16 protein-coding genes are annotated in these 21,859 nt (G+C 49.4%); 12 read left to right on the forward strand and 4 right to left on the reverse strand.

Annotation, left to right across the window (positions count from 1 at the left end; genetic code table 11):
* Positions 1-157 precede the first annotated feature (157 nt).
* The 3 genes from FO447_RS08005 (at position 158) to cydB (ending at position 3,266) form a co-directional block, all read left to right on the forward strand.
* Complete coding sequence (locus tag FO447_RS08005) at positions 158-418, forward strand: DUF4492 domain-containing protein (protein ID WP_234699093.1); 261 nt, start codon at positions 158-160, stop codon at positions 416-418.
* A 109-nt stretch (positions 419-527) separates the two neighbouring features.
* Positions 528-2,063 carry a cytochrome ubiquinol oxidase subunit I gene (locus FO447_RS08010; RefSeq protein ID WP_200758502.1) on the forward strand — a complete coding sequence of 512 codons (1,536 nt, stop codon included), beginning with the start codon at positions 528-530 and terminating at the stop codon, positions 2,061-2,063.
* A 39-nt stretch (positions 2,064-2,102) separates the two neighbouring features.
* Positions 2,103-3,266 (forward strand): cytochrome d ubiquinol oxidase subunit II, encoded by a 1,164-nt coding sequence (gene cydB, locus FO447_RS08015; RefSeq protein ID WP_200758397.1) that lies wholly within the window; start codon positions 2,103-2,105, stop codon positions 3,264-3,266.
* Between the two features lie 1,153 nt (positions 3,267-4,419).
* Here cydB and FO447_RS08020 read toward each other — a convergent pair.
* Positions 4,420-6,282, reverse strand: coding sequence for an SLC13 family permease (locus FO447_RS08020; RefSeq protein WP_200758399.1), 1,863 nt, complete (start codon positions 6,280-6,282; stop codon positions 4,420-4,422).
* Positions 6,283-6,314: 32 nt separating this feature from the next.
* A complete protein-coding gene (locus FO447_RS08025; protein ID WP_200758401.1) occupies positions 6,315-7,190 on the reverse strand; it encodes a helix-turn-helix domain-containing protein in 876 nt (291 codons plus the stop codon).
* A gap of 198 nt (positions 7,191-7,388) precedes the next feature.
* Here FO447_RS08025 and FO447_RS08030 point away from each other — a divergent pair, with 198 nt between their 5' ends.
* The 4 genes from FO447_RS08030 to FO447_RS08045 all read left to right on the forward strand — a co-directional run bounded on the left by FO447_RS08030 (position 7,389) and on the right by FO447_RS08045 (position 11,972).
* Positions 7,389-8,699 (forward strand): TolC family protein, encoded by a 1,311-nt coding sequence (locus FO447_RS08030; RefSeq protein WP_234699094.1) that lies wholly within the window; start codon positions 7,389-7,391, stop codon positions 8,697-8,699.
* Positions 8,700-8,798: 99 nt separating this feature from the next.
* Complete coding sequence (locus FO447_RS08035) at positions 8,799-9,839, forward strand: HlyD family secretion protein (protein ID WP_200758504.1); 1,041 nt, start codon at positions 8,799-8,801, stop codon at positions 9,837-9,839.
* A gap of 81 nt (positions 9,840-9,920) precedes the next feature.
* Positions 9,921-11,438 (forward strand): hypothetical protein, encoded by a 1,518-nt coding sequence (locus FO447_RS08040; RefSeq protein WP_234699095.1) that lies wholly within the window; start codon positions 9,921-9,923, stop codon positions 11,436-11,438.
* A 45-nt stretch (positions 11,439-11,483) separates the two neighbouring features.
* On the forward strand, positions 11,484-11,972 hold the full coding sequence (locus FO447_RS08045) for a low molecular weight protein-tyrosine-phosphatase (protein ID WP_200758407.1): 489 nt from the start codon (positions 11,484-11,486) through the stop codon (positions 11,970-11,972).
* 76 nt (positions 11,973-12,048) lie between these two features.
* Here the strand turns inward: FO447_RS08045 and mnmA are convergent, their stop codons facing one another.
* Positions 12,049-13,128, reverse strand: a complete 1,080-nt coding sequence (gene mnmA, locus FO447_RS08050) for a tRNA 2-thiouridine(34) synthase MnmA (RefSeq protein WP_200758506.1) — start codon at positions 13,126-13,128, stop codon at positions 12,049-12,051.
* 275 nt (positions 13,129-13,403) lie between these two features.
* On the opposite strand from mnmA, the gene FO447_RS08055 reads away from it, so the two are divergent.
* The 3 genes from FO447_RS08055 (at position 13,404) to FO447_RS08065 (ending at position 17,640) form a co-directional block, all read left to right on the forward strand.
* On the forward strand, positions 13,404-15,092 hold the full coding sequence (locus tag FO447_RS08055) for a putative transporter (protein WP_118415576.1): 1,689 nt from the start codon (positions 13,404-13,406) through the stop codon (positions 15,090-15,092).
* Between the two features lie 6 nt (positions 15,093-15,098).
* Complete coding sequence (locus FO447_RS08060) at positions 15,099-16,550, forward strand: threonine/serine ThrE exporter family protein (RefSeq protein WP_234699096.1); 1,452 nt, start codon at positions 15,099-15,101, stop codon at positions 16,548-16,550.
* Positions 16,551-16,728: 178 nt separating this feature from the next.
* The gene (locus tag FO447_RS08065; RefSeq protein ID WP_117586008.1) at positions 16,729-17,640 is read left to right on the forward strand and encodes a LysR family transcriptional regulator; all 912 of its coding nucleotides are present in this window, start codon (positions 16,729-16,731) and stop codon (positions 17,638-17,640) included.
* Between the two features lie 224 nt (positions 17,641-17,864).
* On the opposite strand, the gene FO447_RS08070 is transcribed toward FO447_RS08065, so the two are convergent.
* Positions 17,865-18,746, reverse strand: a complete 882-nt coding sequence (locus tag FO447_RS08070; RefSeq protein WP_200758409.1) for a DMT family transporter — start codon at positions 18,744-18,746, stop codon at positions 17,865-17,867.
* A gap of 229 nt (positions 18,747-18,975) precedes the next feature.
* Here FO447_RS08070 and FO447_RS08075 point away from each other — a divergent pair, with 229 nt between their 5' ends.
* Together FO447_RS08075 and FO447_RS08080 are read left to right on the forward strand one after the other, a co-directional pair.
* Positions 18,976-19,848 carry an aldose 1-epimerase family protein gene (locus tag FO447_RS08075; RefSeq protein ID WP_200758411.1) on the forward strand — a complete coding sequence of 291 codons (873 nt, stop codon included), beginning with the start codon at positions 18,976-18,978 and terminating at the stop codon, positions 19,846-19,848.
* The gene (locus FO447_RS08080) at positions 19,848-21,827 is read left to right on the forward strand and encodes an OPT family oligopeptide transporter (RefSeq protein WP_006847168.1); all 1,980 of its coding nucleotides are present in this window, start codon (positions 19,848-19,850) and stop codon (positions 21,825-21,827) included. Before FO447_RS08075 ends, FO447_RS08080 begins: the two co-directional genes overlap by 1 nt.
* Positions 21,828-21,859: the final 32 nt, after the last annotated feature.

A 21,859-nucleotide genomic window follows, 5' to 3' on the forward strand; every position in this document is an offset into this window, starting at 1 on the left:
GATGGATAAACAGATAACATTAAAAAGAAAAACTTTAAAATAACTCCCTTATGGGATATCTAAAAACAACCTTTTTTGTAATTTTTTCAAGAAAATATTTGGTAATTACATAATTTTATTGTAGATTTGCAGCAGATTTTCAAAAGAAGGAGTGCTTATGCAGAAGAAAAAAGATAAAAACCTGATGAAAACGGATGTGAAGCCGATGAAAAAAGGACTGCTATTCCAAATATTCCATCTCTATTACGATGGTTTCAGGAAGATGACCCTGGGCAAGACGCTCTGGACCATCATCCTCATCAAGCTTGCCATCATCTTTCTGGTGCTCAAGCTCTTTTTCTTTCCTGATTTTATCAATACAAATGCAAAGAATGGAGACAAGGCAGGCTTCGTTTCCAAGGAAATTCTGAACAGATAAAGCTCTGGATTTCAATCCCATATTATCGAAAGAATTAAAATAATAAATTAAACAATTAACAAAATACAAAAACATTATATAATAACATTTTTAAAACCATTCAACTATGATGACAAATCTATTGTTAGACATTACATCAGCCACCATCGACTGGTCGAGAGCGCAATTCGCACTCACGGCCATCTACCATTGGCTGTTCGTCCCGCTCACCCTGGGACTGGCAGTAATCATGGGCATTGCCGAAACATGCTACTACCGCACCAACAAGCCGTTCTGGAAGCACGTAACCCGTTTCTGGCAAAAACTCTTTGGCGTGAACTTCGCCATGGGCGTTGCCACAGGCATCATCCTGGAGTTTGAATTCGGCACCAACTGGAGCAACTACTCCTGGTTTGTGGGCGACGTGTTCGGCGCTCCCCTTGCCATCGAAGGCATCCTGGCATTCTTCATGGAGAGCACCTTCGTGGCGGTGATGTTCTTCGGCTGGGATAAGGTGAGCCGGGGCTTCCATCTAGCCTCCACCTGGCTCACGGGTCTTGGTGCCACCATTTCTGCCTGGTGGATTCTCGTAGCCAACGCCTGGATGCAATATCCGGTGGGGCAGGAATTCAATCCCGACACCATGCGCTTCGAGATGACCTCGTTCCTGGATGTGGCACTCTCGCCATTCGCCATCAACAAGTTCACCCATACCGTCACCTCTTCCTGGATCATCGGCGCCACCTTCGTGGTAGCCGTAAGCTGCTGGTATCTACTGAAAAAGAGAGAAACCCAACTTGCCAAGGCGAGCATCAAGATGGGTGCCGGAGTAGGACTCATCGCCACCCTGCTGGCTGCGATGACCGGCGACAGCTCTGCCTATCAGGTGGCACAGGTGCAGCCGATGAAACTGGCTGCGATGGAAGCATTATATAATGGTGGAAACGGCGAAAGCCTTACGGCGATAGCAGCCGTTCACCCATTCCAGCAGCCCGATTATGAAAACGAGCAGGAGCCAGCCATGCGCATCGCCATCCCTAACATGCTCTCGTTCTTAGCCACCCGCACAGCCGATGGCTACGTGCCAGGCGTAAACGATATTCTCAAGGGTTACACCCACGAGGATGGCACCCGGGAACCATCTGCACAGGAAAAGATAACCCGGGGCAAGAAGGCGATTGTTGCCCTGAAAACCTATCGCGAAACCAAGGCGCAAGACCAGCTTCCTATCCTCAGGGAGAACATGAAATACTTCGGATATGGTTACATCAAGGACGCCAGGGAACTGGTGCCGAGCATCCCGATCTGCTTCTACGCCTTCCGCCTGATGGTGGGAGTAGGCTGCCTGCTCATCCTCTTCTTCGCCCTCAGCCTATTCCTGGTCTATAAGAAGGAAATCGCCCAATACCGATGGTTCCTCATTTCTGCCATCATCATGATTCCGCTGGCTTACATCGCCTCAGAATCGGGCTGGATAGTAGCAGAAATCGGTCGACAGCCTTGGACCATTCAAGACCTGCTGCCGGTTAGCGCCGCCATCTCCGACATCGAGGCAGGCAGCGTGGCCACCACCTTCTTCATCTTCCTGGCACTCTTCACCACCATGCTCGCCGTGGAAATCAGCATCCTGGTGAAGCAGATTAAGAAAGGACCGGAATATGAATAAAAACTTAAGATTATGAATTAACTTTATGACATTAGCATTATGACATACGAATTTTTGCAATCATACTGGTGGTTCCTCGTATCATTATTAGGAGCCTTGCTGGTGTTTCTCATGTTTGTACAGGGAGCCAACACCTTGATTTTCTGTTTGGGAAAAACGGAAGAAGAGCGTCGCCTCATCATCAACTCCACGGGCAGAAAGTGGGAATTCACCTTCACCACGCTCGTCACCTTCGGCGGAGCCTTCTTCGCCTCGTTCCCACTGTTCTACAGCACCAGTTTCGGCGGAGCCTACTGGCTGTGGATGATCATCCTGTTCTCGTTTGTGATTCAAGCCGTGAGCTATGAATTCCAGAACAAGATAGGTAATTTTCTTGGACCAAAAACCTTTCAGATTTGCCTCATTATCAACGGCATCGTGGGTCCGCTGCTTCTTGGCGGAGCCGTAGCCACCTTCTTCAACGGCAGCAATTTTCTGATAGACAAGGGCTATATTACCAACAGTCTGCAACCCGTCATCAGCCGCTGGGCAAACGCCAGTCATGGTCTTGATGCCCTGCTCGACCCATGGAACGTGGTGCTGGGACTTGCAGTATTGATGTTAGCCCGCATCCTGGGCATGCTCTACATCAAGAACAACATCGAGCACCAGCAGATTCAGGAGCGCTGCACCCGCCAGTTGCCATGGAATGCCCTGATTTTCCTATTGTTCTTCCTGCCATTTCTCATCAGATTAATGGTAAAGGACGGCTTCAGCACGGCTGCAGAGGCAGGAATGAGCGCAGCATCTGCGGGCGGCATTACGATAGAGAGCATGAAGTATCTTCACAATCTTCTGGAGATGCCAATCCTATCAGCCATATTGATAATAGGAATAGTGCTCGTACTCTTCGGCATTTTCAAGTCGTCGAGAAGCGTGCAGTATAGAAAGGGAATCTGGTTTACGGGCATCGGAACCGTGCTCACCGTGCTGGTTCTGCTGCTGATAGCCGGCTGGAACAATACCGCCTACTATCCATCCAACATCGACCTTCAGAGTTCGCTCACCCTCGCCAACAGCTGCAGCAGCGAGTTCACGCTCCGCACCATGGCGATAGTTTCTCTCCTCATCCCGTTCGTCCTCGCCTACATCGTCTTTGCCTGGCGCGCCATCGACCGCAAGCGCATTACGCAGGAAGAGATAGAGCAGGGAGAAGCGTATTAAATATGCGCCACACGCCCTAACAGGGCAGAAGGTGCTGTGGTATAAGTCCGTAATACTGGTTTGCAAGTCCGCTAGGCGTATCTCCCTAACGCCTAGCGGTACAAACGAATAAACATTAATTTCTCACACTTTACAATAGGATTTTGCCTATTAAGATACTTAAAATGCTTTTAACTCTGCAAGGCATAGGTTACTTGAAAACTCCAGAAGAGGAATGTTGGTACTACTACCACTATTAAGAGATGACAGAGAACCGCAAACGAACTTTTGATGATTGCGAGGGTGAAAAGAGATAAAACGGAGTTGAGGCTTTCTAGAGGAAATGGGGACTTCGGGGAGGCTGGTAACAGGATTAATACAGAAATGATTTTCGGGCAAGCGTTCCAGTTGTTCCAGTTGTTCCAATTGTTCCAATTGTTCCAAATAAGTTTTCATAGGACAATATCCCTTTATAGAGTGTCTATAACTACTTAATATATAGATAGTTATATATATAAGAAGGTAGAATGGAACGCTCAAAAAATTAATTGGAACAACTGGAACTGGAACGCTCCACCCAACCCCACTTCTCTCTAAAAGGCTCATAATCAATAAATTATATAGAAATATAGACTAAGAATTTGAGGTACAATATCCCCATTTCAACCGCTCCAACGATGAAAAAGCTGGGAAAAGGCACCGAATAGGTGCAACTTTTGCTCTCTCAGGCATCAAAAGACATGCAGGAAACCTTATTTCCGATGCTCTTCCCAATACTCGAAGTGGAGATAAATGGGGCTATTTTTCAGCATTCCGACCTCAATTAGGAGAAATCATGCCGTATGAAGACCTATCTTGTTGCCAATTCGGGCTATCATAAGTAACAACTGTCCAACATCGCTGAAACTATCTGTCCCAACTTCCGTGAACACGAAGAAAAGAGATTGGAGAAAAATGTTCCGATATCGCACGGCATCGCACGCTATCGCACAACCGACAAATCGGGATTCCGTATCTTTGCATCGTGATTCAGAAAGCGCGCAAAATTACTTGCCCAGTTGGAGAAAAAAATCTCCCTAATTGGGAAAATAAAAAGGCCTGATTTAACCCGATAAAAAAAGAGCCCCCAATGCGGGAAAAACATCGGGGGCTTTTATTTTGATATCAAAAATCCTTAGTAAGGAAAAAGGAGCGGAAGAACGAAGGTCATCACAACGCCGATGATAATCTGCAACGGCAAACCTACCTTCACGTAATCCATAAACGTATAGCCACCCGCCTTCATCACCAGCGCATTAGGAGGCGTGGAGAACGGAGAGGCAAAGCACATGCTGGCACCCAACGTAACCGCAAAGAGGAAAGAATAAGGACTCACACCTACCTGCCGGGCCGCCACCAGGGCAATAGGAGCCATCAGCACAGCCGTGGCAGTATTGCTGATAAACATCGTCATCAGAGAAGTGGTAAAGTAGATACCTGCCAAGAGAGCCGTAGGTCCCATCGAACCCAAACTCTCAACCAGCCCCTGAGATACCAAGGCAGAAGCACCCGTCTTCTCAAGCGCCGTAGACATCGGCATCATGGCGGCTATCAGCACGATGCTCTCCCAGTTGATGGTCTTGTAAGCCGCCTCTACATTCCGGAAACATCCGGCAAAGACGGTCAGCAGTCCGGCGATGATGACCGCCGTGACCGGAGCCACAGGAATGAAATCGAACACCATCATCGCTATCATCAGCAGCATGATGGCAGCCGCCACAGGCGCCTTGTAATCCAAGAGCACCTTGTCGGCAGTCTTCTCTGGCTGGTCGATAACCACCCAGTTGCTCGTATCGGTAGCCAGATGAGCCAGATTGGTCCATTCGCCCTGCACCAGGAGCATATCGCCCACATGCAGTTTGGCGGCTATCAGATTGTCGGTAATATATTCATCGCCACGCTTTACGCCCAGCACGTTGATGCCGAAACGCTTGCGCAGGTTGGCATCGCCTATGCGCAGACCGGCAAAATTAGACGTAGGCATCACCACGATTTCGGTCAGTCCCAGGTCGTAGAAATCAATCTTTACATCCTTCATCTTCCTGAGGCCGTAATCGCTGGCAAAGCGTTTCATCTTCTCCTCCTCACCTATTATATATAAGGTATCGTGAACCTGAATGGTGCTGCTGCTCTTCGCCATGTTCTGGCTCACATCCTTCACCAGTCCCAGTCGTGATTTCTTCTCGTTTCTTATCTCGATGATACTCACGCCATATTTCTTCTGGATGCTCAGATCCTTCAGGGTTTTGCCCACGATATCCATCTGCTCGCCATTCTCGTCGAGGGCGGCAGAAGGGCGGCGGCTAGGCACGATGTAGCGATGCAGATTATCGAGCAGCTGATATTCGTCTACCAGGTCATCAAGCGATTTGCCCTGCTTCTTTTTCTTACCGCTCTGCTTTTTGCTGAGGAAGATTTTGCTGAGCGGCATGAGCACGATAATGCCGATGGCGATGACGATGATGCCCACAGGGAAGAAGCTGAAGAAGGCAAGCGGCTGATAACCGCCCTCGGTCAATACTTCATCGATAACCAGGTTGGGCGGCGTACCGATGAGAGTGAGCATTCCACCCAGACTTCCGGCAAAGGCGAGCGGCATGAGGAAACGCGACGACTGCATGCCCGAGCCCGCAGCTATGCTCATGATGATAGGCATCATGAGGGCCACCGTTCCGGTATTGCTCACGAAGGCGCCGATAAAGGAGGTTACGAGCATCACCAGCAGGAAGGTGATGGTTTCGTTGCCGCGCGAGAGCGCCATGAGCTTATTGCCCGTAAGCTTGGCAAGTCCGGTCTGCATGATAGCTCCACCCACCACGAAGAGTCCTATCATCATGATGACGATGGGCGAAGAGAAGCCCGCCAGCGCCTCGGCAGGCGTCAGGATACCCAGAACCAGGAGTGCAGCCAGGGCGGTAAGCGCCACGATGTCGGCCCTCACCCTGCCCCAGATGAATAGGGCTACCGTAATAACCAATATGATAAGTGTTGTTGTCATGTTTTAAAATTTTTATGTTATAATTACTGTATTTATTCTCTCACCTGCTGCGGCGTCATTCCGGTATGTTTCTTGAAATAGCGGCAGAAGAAGCTGGCATCAGCAAAATGATATTCCCATGCCATCTCCTTGATGCTCTGGGCGGAGCGCTTGAGCTGCATCTTCAGCTGGAGCACCACATACTGGTCGATGATGATTTTGGGTGTATGCCCCGTTACCTGTCTCACGATATTCGAAAGATACTTGGAGGTGATGTTCATCTGCTCGGCATAATAGTTGACATCTCTCGATTTCTTGTAATCGCGTTCCATGAGCATCATGAAGCGGTTGAAGAGTTCCCTCACCCTGTAAGATTTCACCTCGTCGGGGCAGTTCTGCGGATTGCGTTGCAGATATTCGTGGAACCCTATGAAGAAGGCCTTGAGCTGATAGAGTACCAGCTGCGAGATGCAGGTACAGTCGTGCTGCTCGAAATAGAGTCTGAGGAGGGCAAACATGCTGTCGATGATATGGGTAACCACAGGCGAATCCTGCCGGCATCGGTCCTCGCGCAGGGCAGAATAAACCGTCTGTTCGAGTTGCAGACTGGCTTCGCGCAGCAGAGATGGATTATATTTCAGCATCTCCACTTCGAAGGCAGAAGCATTCATTCCGGCACAAGTATCCCCCTCGCAGAAAGCGGAAGACTCCACCTTCTTCACCTCTACCACATCATTCGGAAACAGGGTGATGACAGCTCCCTCATAGAGATCCCAATCCTTATAATTCACATTCAGCACGGCCCTGCCCTTGCGGCAAAGGAGAATGGCTCCATAGGTCAATACCTGCGGCCCCTCCTGCCATCCGCTCAAATCAGAGCAGAAAAGACTGGCCTCCTGATAACTGTTCAGTTCAGATAATTCTATCATAAATACCTTTTATTCGCTTTTTGCGTGCAAATATACGGAAATAATGTGAGAAAAAAGAACTTTTGTTCCGAAAAAAATCCATGCGGCACGAAAAATTTAAAACGGATATTCGCCAAAATCGCCGTACCTTTGCACCCGAATTCATGAGATAACTGATTTATAAAAAAAATAATAACAGATTTTTGAATGATAAAGAAAATGATGATTGCAGGCCTTCTCATCTGGGGAGGCTCTCTATGGGCTGTGGCTCAAAACAGGATGACCATCGCCCAACTCTTCGAAAGAATCGAAGAAAACAGCAAGTCGCTACGAACCTCGAAATCGGGCGTAGAAGCTGCCAGCATCGGTATCGAATCAGCTAAAAGCAAGAAACTGCCCGACCTCGATGCGTCCCTCTCCTTCAGTTACATCGGAAACGCCCTGATGACCGACCGCGACTTCAGCAACGCCCAAGGTTTGAAATCGCCCCACTTCGGCAATAATTTCGCCTTCCAGGCACAGCAGGTGGTTTATGCTGGTGGCGCCATCAACGCAGGCATCCGCCTCGCCGAACTGGGCAAGCAGCAGGCAGAGGTGGGCGTGAAACTCACCCGTCAGCAGGTTCGCTTCATCGCCCTGGGACAGTATCTGGACCTCTACAAGATAGACAACCGTATCAAGGTATATGAAAAAAACATCGAGCTCACCCGCCAGCTCATCGCCGACATCAAGGCGAAACAAACCCAGGGAATGGCGCTCAAGAACGACATCACCCGATACGAACTGCAGATGGAGAGCCTGAAACTGGGACTCACTTCGCTACGCAACAACCGCAGTATCCTGAACCACCAGCTCCTGAATACGCTCGGCATGAACCAGGAAGATAAAGGGGAACAGGAGATGCAGATTATTCCGGACGCTACGATTGCAGACAAGGCTTACGCCAAGGATGGAGAAGCTTACTGGCAGACGGCAAGCACGATGAATTCGCCCCTGCTGGAACAGAGCAGCAACGCCATCAGGATAGCGGAACAGAAGGAGAAGATTGCCAAGAGCGACCTGCTGCCGAAAGTGGCTCTGGTGGCTGCCGAGAATTTTGACGGACCTATCCTCTTCGAGTTGCCGCCGATAGACAAGAATCTGAACGTATGGTATGTGGGCGTAGGCGTGAAATACAGCCTCAGTTCGCTCTTCAAGAGCAACAAGCGCATCAGACAGGCTGCCGTAGAAACCCGACAGGCAAAGGAAAGCCATGCCCTGCAGGCTGAACAGCTGAACAATAGCGTACAGGCTGCCTACGTGCAATATCAGCAAACCTACGTAGAACTGGAAACGCAACGCAAGAGCGTAGAACTGGCGCAGCAGAACTACGAGGTGATGAACGCTCGCTATCTCAGTCAGCTGGCGCTGGTAACCGACATGGTGGATGCATCGAACCTGAAGCTCAACGCCGAACTGAACGAGGTAGATGCCCGCATCAACATCGTATACGCTTATTACCGCATGAAATACGTAGCGGGAGAAATTTAGGAAGTGAAGAGTGAAGAGTGAAGAACGAAGAAACAACGTTCGGCGTCCGAAGGGAAAGCCAATTCATCTGCTCTTTTTCAAACAATAAAACAAACATAAATTATGAATAAGAAGATTATCAAGAGAATATATAATGTAGTTATCATCCTCTGTTTTATAGGAGCCATCGGCTGGTGCTTCAGCCATTTTTATCATGGTAGCGACGTGGTTTATACCGATGATGCCCAGGTGAACCGCCACATTACGCCTATCAACACGCGCGTATCAGGATTTATCAAGGAAATCCGTTTCTCCGACTATCAGCACGTGAAGAAGGGCGATACACTCGTCATTATCGAAGATTCAGAATTTCGCCTGCATGTGGCTCAGGCAGAGGCTGGTCTACGCGGTTCTAAGGCCGGTTCTTCGGTTGTATCTGCCAGCATGGGAACCACCACTACCAACGTGCAGACGGCTTCGGCAGGTATCGAAGAGGCACGTGTAGACATGATGAACGCCAAGCAGGATTTCGACCGTTTTGCAGCCCTGATGAAGAAGGATGCGGTAACCCGCCAGCAATATGATAATGCCTACGCCCGCTATCTGGGAGCCAAGGCACGTTATGAGCAGGCAAGCAGCCGGAAGGCAAGTGCCGCCTCGGTTCGTAACGTACAGACCCAGCAGCTGGGCGGTTCGCGTGCAGGCGAGAGTGTGGCAGAGGCTCAGCTCAATCTGGCTCGTCTGAACCTTTCTTATACCGTAATCGTGGCTACCTGCGACGGCGTGATGGGCAGGAAAGATATCCACGAGGGACAGCTGGTTCAGCCAGGACAGATGTTGGCACGCATCGTGGATGACAACGATGTATGGGTAGTAGCCAACTATCGTGAAACCCAAATGGACGGCATCCAGGTGGGCAAGGCGGTAGATTTTACAGCCGATGCCATTCCGGGTGTCGTATTCCACGGCAAGGTAGAGGCGCTCTCAGCAGCTGCCGGCAACGCCTACTCCATGATTCCGGTAGATAATGCCACCGGCAACTTCGTTAAGGTAGAGCAACGCGTACCGGTTCGCATCGCCCTCACCCCAGACAACGACCCAAAACAGGTAGCCCTGCTCCGTGCCGGTCTGAACGTAGAAACCAAGGTTCGCCTCAAATAGAATGTTCTATAAACTATAGATAGAATGTTCTATAAACTATTAATTATTAATTATTAATTTAAAAAAATGCCAGGACCTCCTATGTTACAGGGACCCTTCCGCGTCCCTTCGTTCAACGGATATATTCCTCGCCGGTTGCAGCCTTGGATTTATCTCCTCTTCGCCTTCATCTTCCTGATGTCGGGCGGAATTTATGGAGGAGCCATGAGCCAGGTTATGGGCGAGTACAGTTTGATGAGAGAAGACGTGCTCATGATCATCATGTTCAACGTGGTGGGCGTGGCGATGCCATTCCCCTTCCTCTTCAAGATGAAGTTCCATTTTACCAACCGCCAGCTTCTGCTGAATGCGGCGTTGGTAGTGGCGGCTTGCAATTTTCTCATCATGTGGACCGATTCGGTTCCCGTGATGTGCATTCTCGCCTACATCGCAGGTTTCTTCAAACTCTGCGGCACCTTCGAGTGTATGAGTACCATCCAGCTATGGATGACCTCCAAGCGCGATTTTACCATCTTCTTCCCCCTGCTCTACTGCATCGTGCTGGGAAATATGTTCCTCTCGCCTTGGGTTACCGAACACCTTATTTATATATACCAGGATTGGCGCATCATCAACTGGACGATGACAGGCGCCCTGCTGCTGGTAGCACTCATCGTGTATGTCACCACCCACGACTTCCGCTTCATGAAGCCCCTGCCCTTCATCAGCCTTGATTATCTGGGGTGCATTCTCTGGTCGGCATGGATGCTGGAGTTCATCTTCTTCTTCACCTACGGCGAGCATTACAACTGGCTCGATTCGAGGATTATGCAGATGGATGTAGTACTCTTTATTTTTACAGGCTATTTCTGCATCCAGCGCATGCTCCACATCCGTCACCCTTACATCGCCCCAGCAGCATGGAAGTATAAACGGCTCATCCCGCTACTCATCCTCTTCGCCTTCGTAGAGTTCATGGGCAGTACGCCAAAGGTGCTGCAGACTGCCTTTACGGGCGGCGTGCTTCATTTCGGCACGTTTACCACCAATGTGCTCAACTTCGTAGAATGGGTGGGGGCCATCGCCGGATGCCTCTTCTGCCTGTTCTGGTGCAAGGTGCTCCATCAGAAATATACCCGACTGCTCACGATAGGCGTGGCAACGATGGTATGTTATCCCGTAATGATGTATTTCCTCATCGACCCGGGACTCAACATCGAGGCACTCTATCTGCCCATCTTCCTCAGAAGCATCGGCAACGCCATCTTCTTCTGCATGTTGACCATCTATCTGGAAGAGCTGATGCCGTTTGAGCATTTCTTCATGGGACTGACGATGGCAGGCATCATCCGCAACGGCCCTGTTTCGGCGATGTGCTCCGGACTCTACAGCTACGGACTTCGCCATCAGATGGCAGAAAACATGTCGCGCGGACTGCCTTATGATGCCGGCAACCTGCTGATGATCAGCATCCGCGAGCTCTACGGACTAACCTGTCTCATCGGCATCGGCGTGCTCATCATCTTCCTGCTCTGGGACATCCAGCCTATCCGCAGCACCCTGAAGAAGATGCCTGCCTGGAACTTTGTGGGAAGAAAAATGAAGAAAAATCTTGCATAATACAGAGATTTATGCTAACTTTGCAAACAAAAAAAAGTTAGCAACATGACAAAGAAAGATAAACATACCATATTATTCATCTGCCTGGGCAACATCTGCCGCTCTCCGGCAGCCGAGGAAATCATGAAGAGTCTTGTAGAAAAAGCAGGGTTTCAGGATGAGTTTGAAATCGATTCTGCGGGCATCGGGGGCTGGCACATAGGTCAGTTGCCCGACAGCCGCATGCGCAAATGTGGCGCCGAGCATGGCTACAATTTCAACAGCCATGCCCGCCAGTTTCAGAAGTCTGACTTCGCCCGTTTCGAAACCATCGTGGTAATGGACAACGAAAACTACCGTGCCATTACCTCCATGGCTTCTTCAGAGTCTGATAGGAAGAAAGTAGTGCGCATGGCCGATTTCCTGACCCATCATCGTGAATACACCACCGTTCCCGATCCGTATTATGGCGACTATAGCGACTTCGAGCTCGTCATCACGCTTCTCGAAGATGCCTGCCAGGAATTGCTGGACAGCATTATCGGGAAAGGGTAAAAACAGATAAAACAAAAAGGGATGAATCATCAAAATATCAGATTGATGACTCATCCCTTTTTTCAATTTAAAATATTTATACCGTAATCTCGCCCGAGCCATAGCAACGATGATGATGCTCATCATAAACTACACAGAACTGGCCGGGAGCCACACCATGAATCGCCTCTTCTGAATGAATCATCCAGCGGCCGTCTTCCAGCTTTTCTATCGTAGCAGGATGATACTCCGGCGTATGGCGAATCTTGAAAGTTACCTTCTGTATAGCAACCTCGCGTGTGAGGAAATGGAAATCATGGAGAGGAAAATCCTTCTTGTATGCCGACTGCGGATCATAACCATGACTCACATACAGGATGTTGTTCTCTACATCCTTCTTAATCACGAACCAGGGACCGCCGCCAAAGCCCAAGCCCTTGCGCTGGCCGATGGTATGAAACCACAAACCCTTGTGCTCGCCTATGCGCTTGCCCGTCTCCATCTCTATGACATCGCCCGGCTTCTCGCCCAGATAACGGCGGATATAATCATTATAATTTATCTGTCCCAGGAAGCAAATTCCCTGGCTGTCCTTGCGCTTGGCATTTATCAGATGCTCCTCTTCGGCTATCTCGCGAACCTCATTCTTGATATGATGGCCGATAGGGAAAATCGCTTTTTTCAATTGCCAGCTCTCTATCTGAGCCAGGAAATCAGTCTGGTCTTTTACAGGATCAGGACTCGTGACAAGCCATTTGTCGCCATTTTCATCCGTTTCGGTCTGCGCATAATGCCCCGTGGCGATGAGGTCGTAGTTGTGACCCATCTTCTCATCGAAGGCACCAAACTTAATCAGGCGGTTGCACATTACATCCGGATTAGGCGTAAAACCCGCCTTCACCTTCTCCATCGTATAACGGGTTACCTCGTTCCAATATTCATGATGACAGTCAACCACTTGCAGCTTGCACCCATACTTTCTAGCCACAGCCGTAGCCATCTCCAGGTCCTCCTCCGAAGAGCAGTCCCACTCCTCTTTCTCCTCAGGACCAATCTTGATGTAGAAGCAATCAGGATGCAGGCCCAGCTGGGCAAACTCCCAAACCACAACCGAACTGTCGACGCCTCCCGAAAGGAGCACGGCAATTCTCTTATCCTTTATTTCGTCAATATTCAGCATATTCTTTCCTGTTTATAATAATCCGGTTGCAAAATTACGAAAAAAAACTGATATAATGAGCAAAGAAAGGGCTAGAAATGCATGAGAAAGAGAAAAGAAAAGCCCGCAAAGCCTATTTTCGCTATAGAAAATACTTATAGCCGTATTCATAGCTTTTAAACATAAAACGAGTTTTGCTTTCGTATTTATCTATACCTTTGCAATCGATTTCAGAAATCGATAAGAAAGAATGTTTTTGAAAATTCAGTATTTACATTAATAGATAAAGAAAAATGGAGATTTTAAAAAATCTATTTTATGGCTTCCCAGACCTTTGGGGAGGCGGAGTAGCCCACTCTGTGATGATTCTTTCGCTGGTCATCGCCTTGGGTTTGTGTTTAGGTAAGCTCAGAGTAAAAGGTGTTTCCCTGGGCTTGGCTTGGATTCTGTTCATCGGTCTTATCTTTGGACATTTCTCTCTCAACCTTGACGAGCATCTGCTCCACTTCCTCAAGGAATTTGGCTTGATTCTCTTTGTCTACTCTATCGGTCTGGAGGTAGGTCCGGGCTTCTTCGCTTCGTTCAAGAACGGCGGCAAGAGTCTCAACCTGCTCAGTATGATTGTTGTGGCCCTGAGTATCATTACTACCTTAGTCATCTTCTCATTTTCGGGAACATCCATCACCTCTATGGCAGGTATCCTTTCGGGTGCCGTAACCAACACTCCTGGATTGGGTGCAGCCCAGCAGGCATTCAGCGACCTGCGCCACATCGACGCCCCATCCATCGCAGCCGGCTATGCCATCGCCTATCCTATGGGTGTGCTCGGCGTTATCCTCAGCTTCATTATATTAAGGTTCGCGCTACGCGTAGACAAGCAGAAGGAAGAGGATGAAGCTAAGCGAGGCAAGGGACATCTTGAGGCGATGACCCTGAACACCTTCGCCGTAAAGGTTTCTAACCAGATGGTTTTCAAAGATACCGTCAAGCAGATTCGCTATCTCCTGAAGCGCGACTTCATGGTTTCCAAGATTATTCGTAACAACGGCGAACGCCAGGACGAGGTGGTTAACGGACAGACCATGATAGAAGAGGGCGACATTCTGCAGATTGTGGCTCATCCTACCGTAGAAGAACCTATCATCGCCCTGCTCGGCGAGAAGGTTGACGTAAAGGACGAGGAATTCAGCAGCGAGCTCATCAACCGCCGAATCCTGATTACCAAGCCGGGCATCAACGGCAAGAGCATCAGCCAGTTGCAGATTAGAAGCAACCTTGGCGCCAACATTACCCGCGTGAACAGAAATGGTGTAGACCTCATCGCAACCCCAGACCTGAAACTCCAGTTGGGCGACCGCGTAACCGTAGTGGGCAAGGAACTCGCCATCGCTCATACCGAGAAGGTGCTGGGTAACCAGATGAAGCGTCTGAACTACCCTAACCTCATCCCAATCTTCCTGGGCATCATGCTGGGTTGTATCGTAGCCAACATTCCGTTCTTCATCCCAGGCATCAACGAGAATCTGCGTCTCGGACTTACCGGCGGCCCATTGGTAGTAGCCATCCTGATAGGTTATTTCGGACCGAAATACAACCTCGTTACCTACAATACCATTTCAGCCAACCTGATGCTGCGCGAAATCGGCATCTGCATCTTCCTGGCTTGCGTGGGTCTCGGCACAGGCGAACAGTTTATCCAGACCGTAGCATCAGAAAGCGGACTGACCTGGATACTCTACGGCATCGCCATCACCATGATACCAATCATTCTGGGCGGCATCATCGGCAAGCTCGTGTTCCACATCAATTATTATACATTACTCGGCGTATTGGCAGGTGCCAACACCAACCCATCTGCCCTGGCTTACGTACGTGAGCAGACTTCGGCTGATGCGCCAACAGTAGGCTATGCGAATGTATATCCATTCGCCATGTTCCTCAGAATTGTAACCATTCAGATTATTATTTTTGTATTCGGATAAACATATATGACAGAAAAAGAATTGAAAACCTGCGCTTGCGGAGAGGATAACTGCAACTGCAAGGAAATAGCAGAATCAGAACTCAGAAGAAAACTCGACTTATTATTACGTACCGGTAGCATTCTCATGGAGAGTGCTGCCGACACATCCCGCATCATGCGAACCATGAAGCGTGCAGCAGCTTTCCTCGGTCTCGACGAGCGATACATGCATCTTTACATCAACTGGAACGTGCTGATGGTAAACTATAGCGACGAGGAGCATTCCTTCTCCAAGTTCCAGAGATGCGAGAAGCACGGTATCAACCTCACCTCTATTTCCCAGGTAAGTAAGCTCACCTGGAAGGCCATCAAGGATAACTATTCGCTCGAACAGTATGAGCAGGCTCTGAACGACATCAAGGCCACCCCACGCAGCTTCACCCCTTGGCAGGTAGCCATCGGCGGCGGTTTTGCCTGCGGCGGATTCTGCATCCAGTTCGGTTGCGACTGGCCAGCCTTCTTCTTCTGTTCGCTTGCAGCCATTCTGGGTTTCCGCCTGAGAATGTTCCTGCCAACCAAGGGCTGCAACAACTATGTAGCCATCGGTATTTCGGCTTTCGTAGCCACTCTGATAGCCTGGTTGACCTCATTCCTTTCGCTCAACCCATCGATTGCCGAAGCGCTTCCAGCCTTCATGCATTCAGATACCCCTTGGCATCCGCTGATGGCATGTGCCCTCTTCATCGTGCCGGGAGTTCCACTCATCAACTTTGTGTGCGATATGCTCGACGGGTATATTGAGGTGGGAATGGTTCGTGCCCTGAACACCCTGCTGATGCTCTTCGCGATGGCTTTCGGTATCGCCTTCGCCATCCAGGTTTGCCACATCGACAACTTTGTGAAGGATCTTACGATGACTCCTCATCACGAATACTGGGAGTTTGCCATCGCAGCTGCCGTATCGGCCATGGGCTTCTCTACCATCTTCAGCATACCTCGCCGTCTGTTGCCGGTTGTAGCTGTGGGCGGTATCATCGCCGTATGCTTCCGCAATTTCGTCAATCTGGGTCCATCTAACGGCAACATCGGTCTCGACATGGGTCTGAGCATCGGTTCGCTTGCCGGTTCTGCGCTCATCAGCATCATCGTGATCAAGGCGCGCCATTGGTTCCATACCCCTCACCAATGCATCACCATTCCTAGCGTTATCCCAATGGTACCGGGAGTTCTGATGTATCGCGCCCTGTTCGCCTTCATCGACATGCATGGCGTGGTAGGCGAAGTAACCGTAGGTATGAACAACCTCATCAAGGCTTCGCTCGCCATCATCTGCATCGCCCTGGGTGTGGCAATTCCAAACGTATTCTTCCGCCGTTTCATCGCCGACAACCGCAAGCGCAAGCTGCTTGCCATGCTGGTAGAAAGAAAGAAGAAGAATGGCGAATTCGTAGATTTGCACGAAGTAGAAATCAAATAATCATCTGGTTGGAAATCTGATTTTCATCGGATGATAACCGGATAAAAAGAAGTAGAGATGCGATAAAACATCATTTTATTCTTCAAAAAAAGAGGATATTAAAATAAATGTTTTATCTTTGCACCCAAATTTAGCTATCGGTTATTTCTATAGCCGATAGCTTCAATAAAGGAACAATATGGAAATACGACAACTGAAATATTTCTTGAAGGTAGCCGAGACGCTCAACTTCTCAGAAGCTTCGCGCAAGTTATACATCACCCAGAGCACCCTCTCACAACAGATTTCGCATCTGGAACAGGAGATAGGTCTGCCCCTCTTCGAGCGCAATTCCCATGAAGTTTACCTCACAGAGGCGGGCAAGGAATTGAGACCTTACGCCCAAAATGCGGTCAATTCTGCCGAAGCCTGTGTAGACCACATGAACGATCTGAAGGAAATGCTTACAGGCGAACTGAACATCGGCGTAACGTTCTCCTTCAGCAACATCATGTCCGAGACGCTCATCGCCTTTCTCCACGCCTATCCTCATGTAAAGCTCAACATCCAATACCGCACCATGCAGGAACTGATGGACGGACTGAAGAAGCGCGAACTCGACCTCGTTCTGGCTTTCAAGCCTCTGAAGAACGAGAAGGCGGTAGACAGCCGAGCTATTTTCAGCAACCGTCTTGCCGCCATCGTGAACGTGAATCATCCGCTGGCGCGCCTTTCATCGGTCAAGCTTTCCGATCTGGAGCGTTACGACCTCATCCTTCCTTGCAAGGGTCTGCAGGCACGCAACGCCTTTGATCACATGGTAGAGGGCAAAGATTTGAACTACAAGATTATGGTAGAGGTGAATAATGTAAACATCATTTTCGACCTTCTGAGCCGCAGCAATCTGGTGACCATTCTCTCCGAATCGACCACCATTCTGCAGAACGGCATGAAGGCGATTCCTATCGATGCTGCCGATAACGAAATGGATGGCTGCATCCACATTCTGAAAGATGCTTACATGAAAAACTCAGCCCAGGAGTTCATCCGCATGCTGAGCCAATCAACATCCATCCTTGCCAATTTTGCGCTGAAGGATATCCTGAGATAATCATCTTAACGCCTGGCGGCTTGCGAGCCTATTTGCTTGCGGCTAGAACAGATAAAAAAAATCCTCGTTCGAGTTCTTTTTCGAGCGAGGATTTTTTCTTCTTTTTACCTTTATGGAGACCAGCGATGGAATCGCTGGGAACGGGAACCAGAGGGATGACACGCAACCCCGCTAGGCTTTTTTACCTTTTTACCCTTTTACCCTTTTACCTTTAAACAGCCTTTTTACCCTTTCTTTCTTGCGATAATAATCGTTACGCCAGCCAGGATAGCGAGGATGCCTATCGCCAGCTGCAGAGAGAAACTCTCGCCGAAGACGCATACGCCGATGATGACGGCTGTTACTGGCTCCAAGGCTCCCATGATGGCGGCTGGAGTACTGCCGATAAGATTGATGGAAACCGTCATGAAGAAAAGCGACAATACCGTTGGCAACAAAGCCAGCTGGGCAGCACAGAGCCATTGTTTAGGCGTTTGAAGCATCTGTATCGGCTCGCCTGCAATAAACGAATAGATGAGCATCGTGATGAGTCCGAACACCAGAATGTAGAAGGTAAACTTGATGTTCGACATGCCCGGATTCTTCCATTGGTTGATGGAGATGATGTAAAGGGCATAGAGCAGGGATGAACACATGACGAGGGCAAAACCCGCCGTGCTCAACTTATCGTTTCCATCGCCCTGATAGAGCAATCCTACTCCCGATACCGCCAGAAGAATGGCAAGCGAGGTAGACCACGTTACCTTCTCGTGGAAGAAGACCGTCATCAGGATAGCCGTCATAATAGGATAAACGAAGAGGATGGTGCTGGCAATACCTGCCGCCATATAATGGAAACTGACATAAAGCGTAGCTGATGAGAGCGAAAACATGCAGCCCAGCACGCCAAGACGAACCAGATGTCCCCACTTCACCTTGAAACTCTCCTTGCGGAACAGCATCACCACGGCAAACATCAGTACCGCCAAGAGATAACGATAGATGAGTACAGAACTGGAATTGAATCCGTCGCCATAGAGTTCGAGCGTGCCCAAAGGATTGGTACCATAACATACTGCGGCAACAATACCCGCCGCAAAGCCTTTAACTTTATTACTGCTTGTCATTAGATTAAATACTATTTTTTTCTTATACTTCTTGTTATCTATCTATTTCGGGCTACAAAGTTACAGCAAATATTCGAGATAAGCTAACAAAATCGTATAAATATATTGTAATATCTGAGAAAAAACGCTCTTTTCTTGTGCTTTACGAAAATAAATTGTACCTTTGCAATATCTTTGAAAAAAGATAATCAGATGAAACATTAAAAACTAAACAAAAGAATTAATAACAATGGAACAGATTAAGAATGATCAGCTCACACTTGAGATTTCATCTCTCGGAGCAGAACTTCAGAGCATCAAGGATGCTAATGGTAATGAATATCTCTGGAATGGCGACGAGAAATACTGGAACCGCCACTCTCCTATCCTCTTCCCTATAGTATGCGGATTGTGGAAAGACACTTATCGCACAGAGGGCAAGGAGTATCACCTTCCTCGCCATGGTTTCGCACGCGATACAGAGTTCAAACTCGTTGGCAAAACTGCCGACCGCCTCACCTTCGCGCTCATCGACAACGAAGAGACTCAGAAGAACTATCCTTACCACTTCAACCTTGCCATCTCTTACCGCCTGCAGGGCAACGAAATTCATGTCATCTGGCACGTAGAGAATACCGACGACAAGGAAATCTTCTTCCAGATTGGCGGTCACCCAGCATTCATGGTTCCTGGCTGCAAGAAGGGCGAAGAAATGAAGGCTACCCTGAAACTCGACAACGAGGCTCCTGTTCGTCTCTATGGTAACGTAGGCGGATGCATCGACCGTCAGGCTAAGGAAACCGTAGAAACCGACAAGGGTATCTGGGAAGTAAACGAGGAGACTTTCGCAGAAGATGCTGTTATCTTCGACAAGAGTCAGGTTAAGCAGGTGAGCATTCTCAACGAGCAGGGCGAACCTCATGTAACCCTCGAGTTCAAGGCTCCAGCCGTAGGTATCTGGAACCCAACAGGCAAGCACGCTCCATTCATCTGCATCGAGCCATGGTATGGTTTGAGCGACTGGGCTGAATATGATGGCGAGTTTAAGGACAAGTATCTGATGAACCGTCTGCAGCCAGGTGCAAGTTTCATGAGTGAGTATATCATCAGAATTGAGAAATAATGGAAGAAAAAGACAATTTGCAACTCCCCGAGAACGCATTCCGCGAACTGAAAGACGGGGAGGAATATAAGCCGCTGATGTCGCCTGACAAGGTTTATCCTGAGGTGAACGGATGGTCAGTTACATGGGGAATCGTGATGGCAGTCATCTTCTCTGCCGCCGCAGCTTATCTGGGCTTGAAGGTGGGTCAGGTGTTCGAAGCAGCCATCCCAATCGCCATCATCGCCGTGGGCGTAAGTACCGCTACCAAGCGTAGCAAGGCACTGGGCGAGAATGTCATCATCCAGAGCATCGGAGCCTGTTCGGGTGCTGTGGTGGCAGGAGCCATCTTTACCCTGCCAGCCATCTACATCCTGCAGGCTAAATATCCGGAGATGACTACTTCGTTTATGAAGATCTTCATGGCTTCAGCCTTGGGAGGAGTCTTGGGAATCCTTTTCCTCATTCCTTTCCGCAAGTACTTCGTAAGCGATATGCACGGCAAGTATCCGTTCCCTGAGGCTACGGCTACCACGCAGGTACTGGTGAGCGGAGCCAAGGGTGGCGACCAGGCTAAGCCGCTGCTCATAGCCGGACTGGTGGGTGGTCTTTACGACTTTATCGTAGCCAGCCTGGGATGGTGGAACGAGAACTTCACTTCCCGTGTGGTAAGTCTGGGATGCGACCTTGCCGACAAGGCAAAGCTCGTGTTCAAGGTGAACACAGGTGCAGCCGTATTAGGTCTGGGTTACATCATCGGATTGAAATATGCCTTCTTCACCTGTCTGGGTTCGCTCGTTGTATGGTGGCTGATTGTTCCGGGCATGAGCGTTATCTTCCATGATAGCGTGCTGAGCGCCTGGGATCCTAGCATCGTGAAAACTGTAGGAGCCATGAGTCCGGAGGAAATCTTCCGTGCCTACGCCCGCAGCATCGGTATCGGCGGTATCGCCATGGCAGGTATCATCGGCATCATCAAGAGCTGGGGCATCATCAAGAGTGCCGTAGGTCTGGCTGCCAAGGAGCTGAAGGGCAAGAGCGATGTGGATGAGAATGTGAAGCGTACCCAGCGCGACATCTCTTTCAAGATTATCGCTATCGGTTCACTTGTTACTATCCTCGTAACCTTCCTCTTCTTCTGGTTTGGCGTGATGGAGGGCAACCTTCTCTTCGCCATTATCGCCATTCTGCTCGTGGCTGCCATCGCCTTCCTCTTTACTACCGTAGCGGCTAATGCCATCGCTATCGTGGGTTCAAACCCTGTTTCGGGAATGACCCTGATGACGCTCATCTTCGCCTCTGTGGTGATGGTGGCTGTAGGCCTGAAAGGTCCTGGCGGCATGCTGGCTGCCCTGATTATGGGTGGTGTGGTTTGTACAGCCCTCTCGGTAGCAGGTTCGTTTATTACCGACCTGAAGATTGGTTACTGGCTGGGAACAACTCCTAAGAAACAGGAGGGATGGAAATTCCTCGGTACCCTGGTGAGTGCGGCTACCGTGGGCGGCGTGATGATGCTGCTGAACGAGACTTACGGTTTCGCATCGGGTTCGCTTGCAGCTCCTCAGGCTAATGCGATGGCTGCGGTTATCGACCCTTTGATGAATGGCGTGGGAGCTCCTTGGGTGCTCTATGGCATCGGAGCCGTGATAGCCATCGTGCTGACTTATTTCAAGATTCCTGCCCTGGCTTTCGCTCTGGGTATGTTTATTCCGCTGGAACTGAACGTTCCTCTGCTCGTGGGTGGAGCCATCAACTGGTATGTTACTTCGCGCAGCAAGGATGCCAAGGTGAACAGCGAACGTGGTGAGAAGGGAACGCTCATCGCCAGCGGCTTCATCGCCGGTGGAGCCCTGATGGGTGTGGTTAGCGCCCTTCTGAAGTTTGGCGGCATCGAGGTAAGTATCGCCGACAGCTGGTGGGTTAATCCGATGTCTGAGGTTTGTTCGCTCCTGGCTTACATCTGCCTCATCGGTTTCTTTATCAGAGCCACAAAGAAATAAAAAAATAGGCTTTTTACAAATAAGACAATCGC

This window comes from Segatella copri (genome assembly GCF_015074785.1).
Lineage (GTDB): Bacteria > Bacteroidota > Bacteroidia > Bacteroidales > Bacteroidaceae > Prevotella.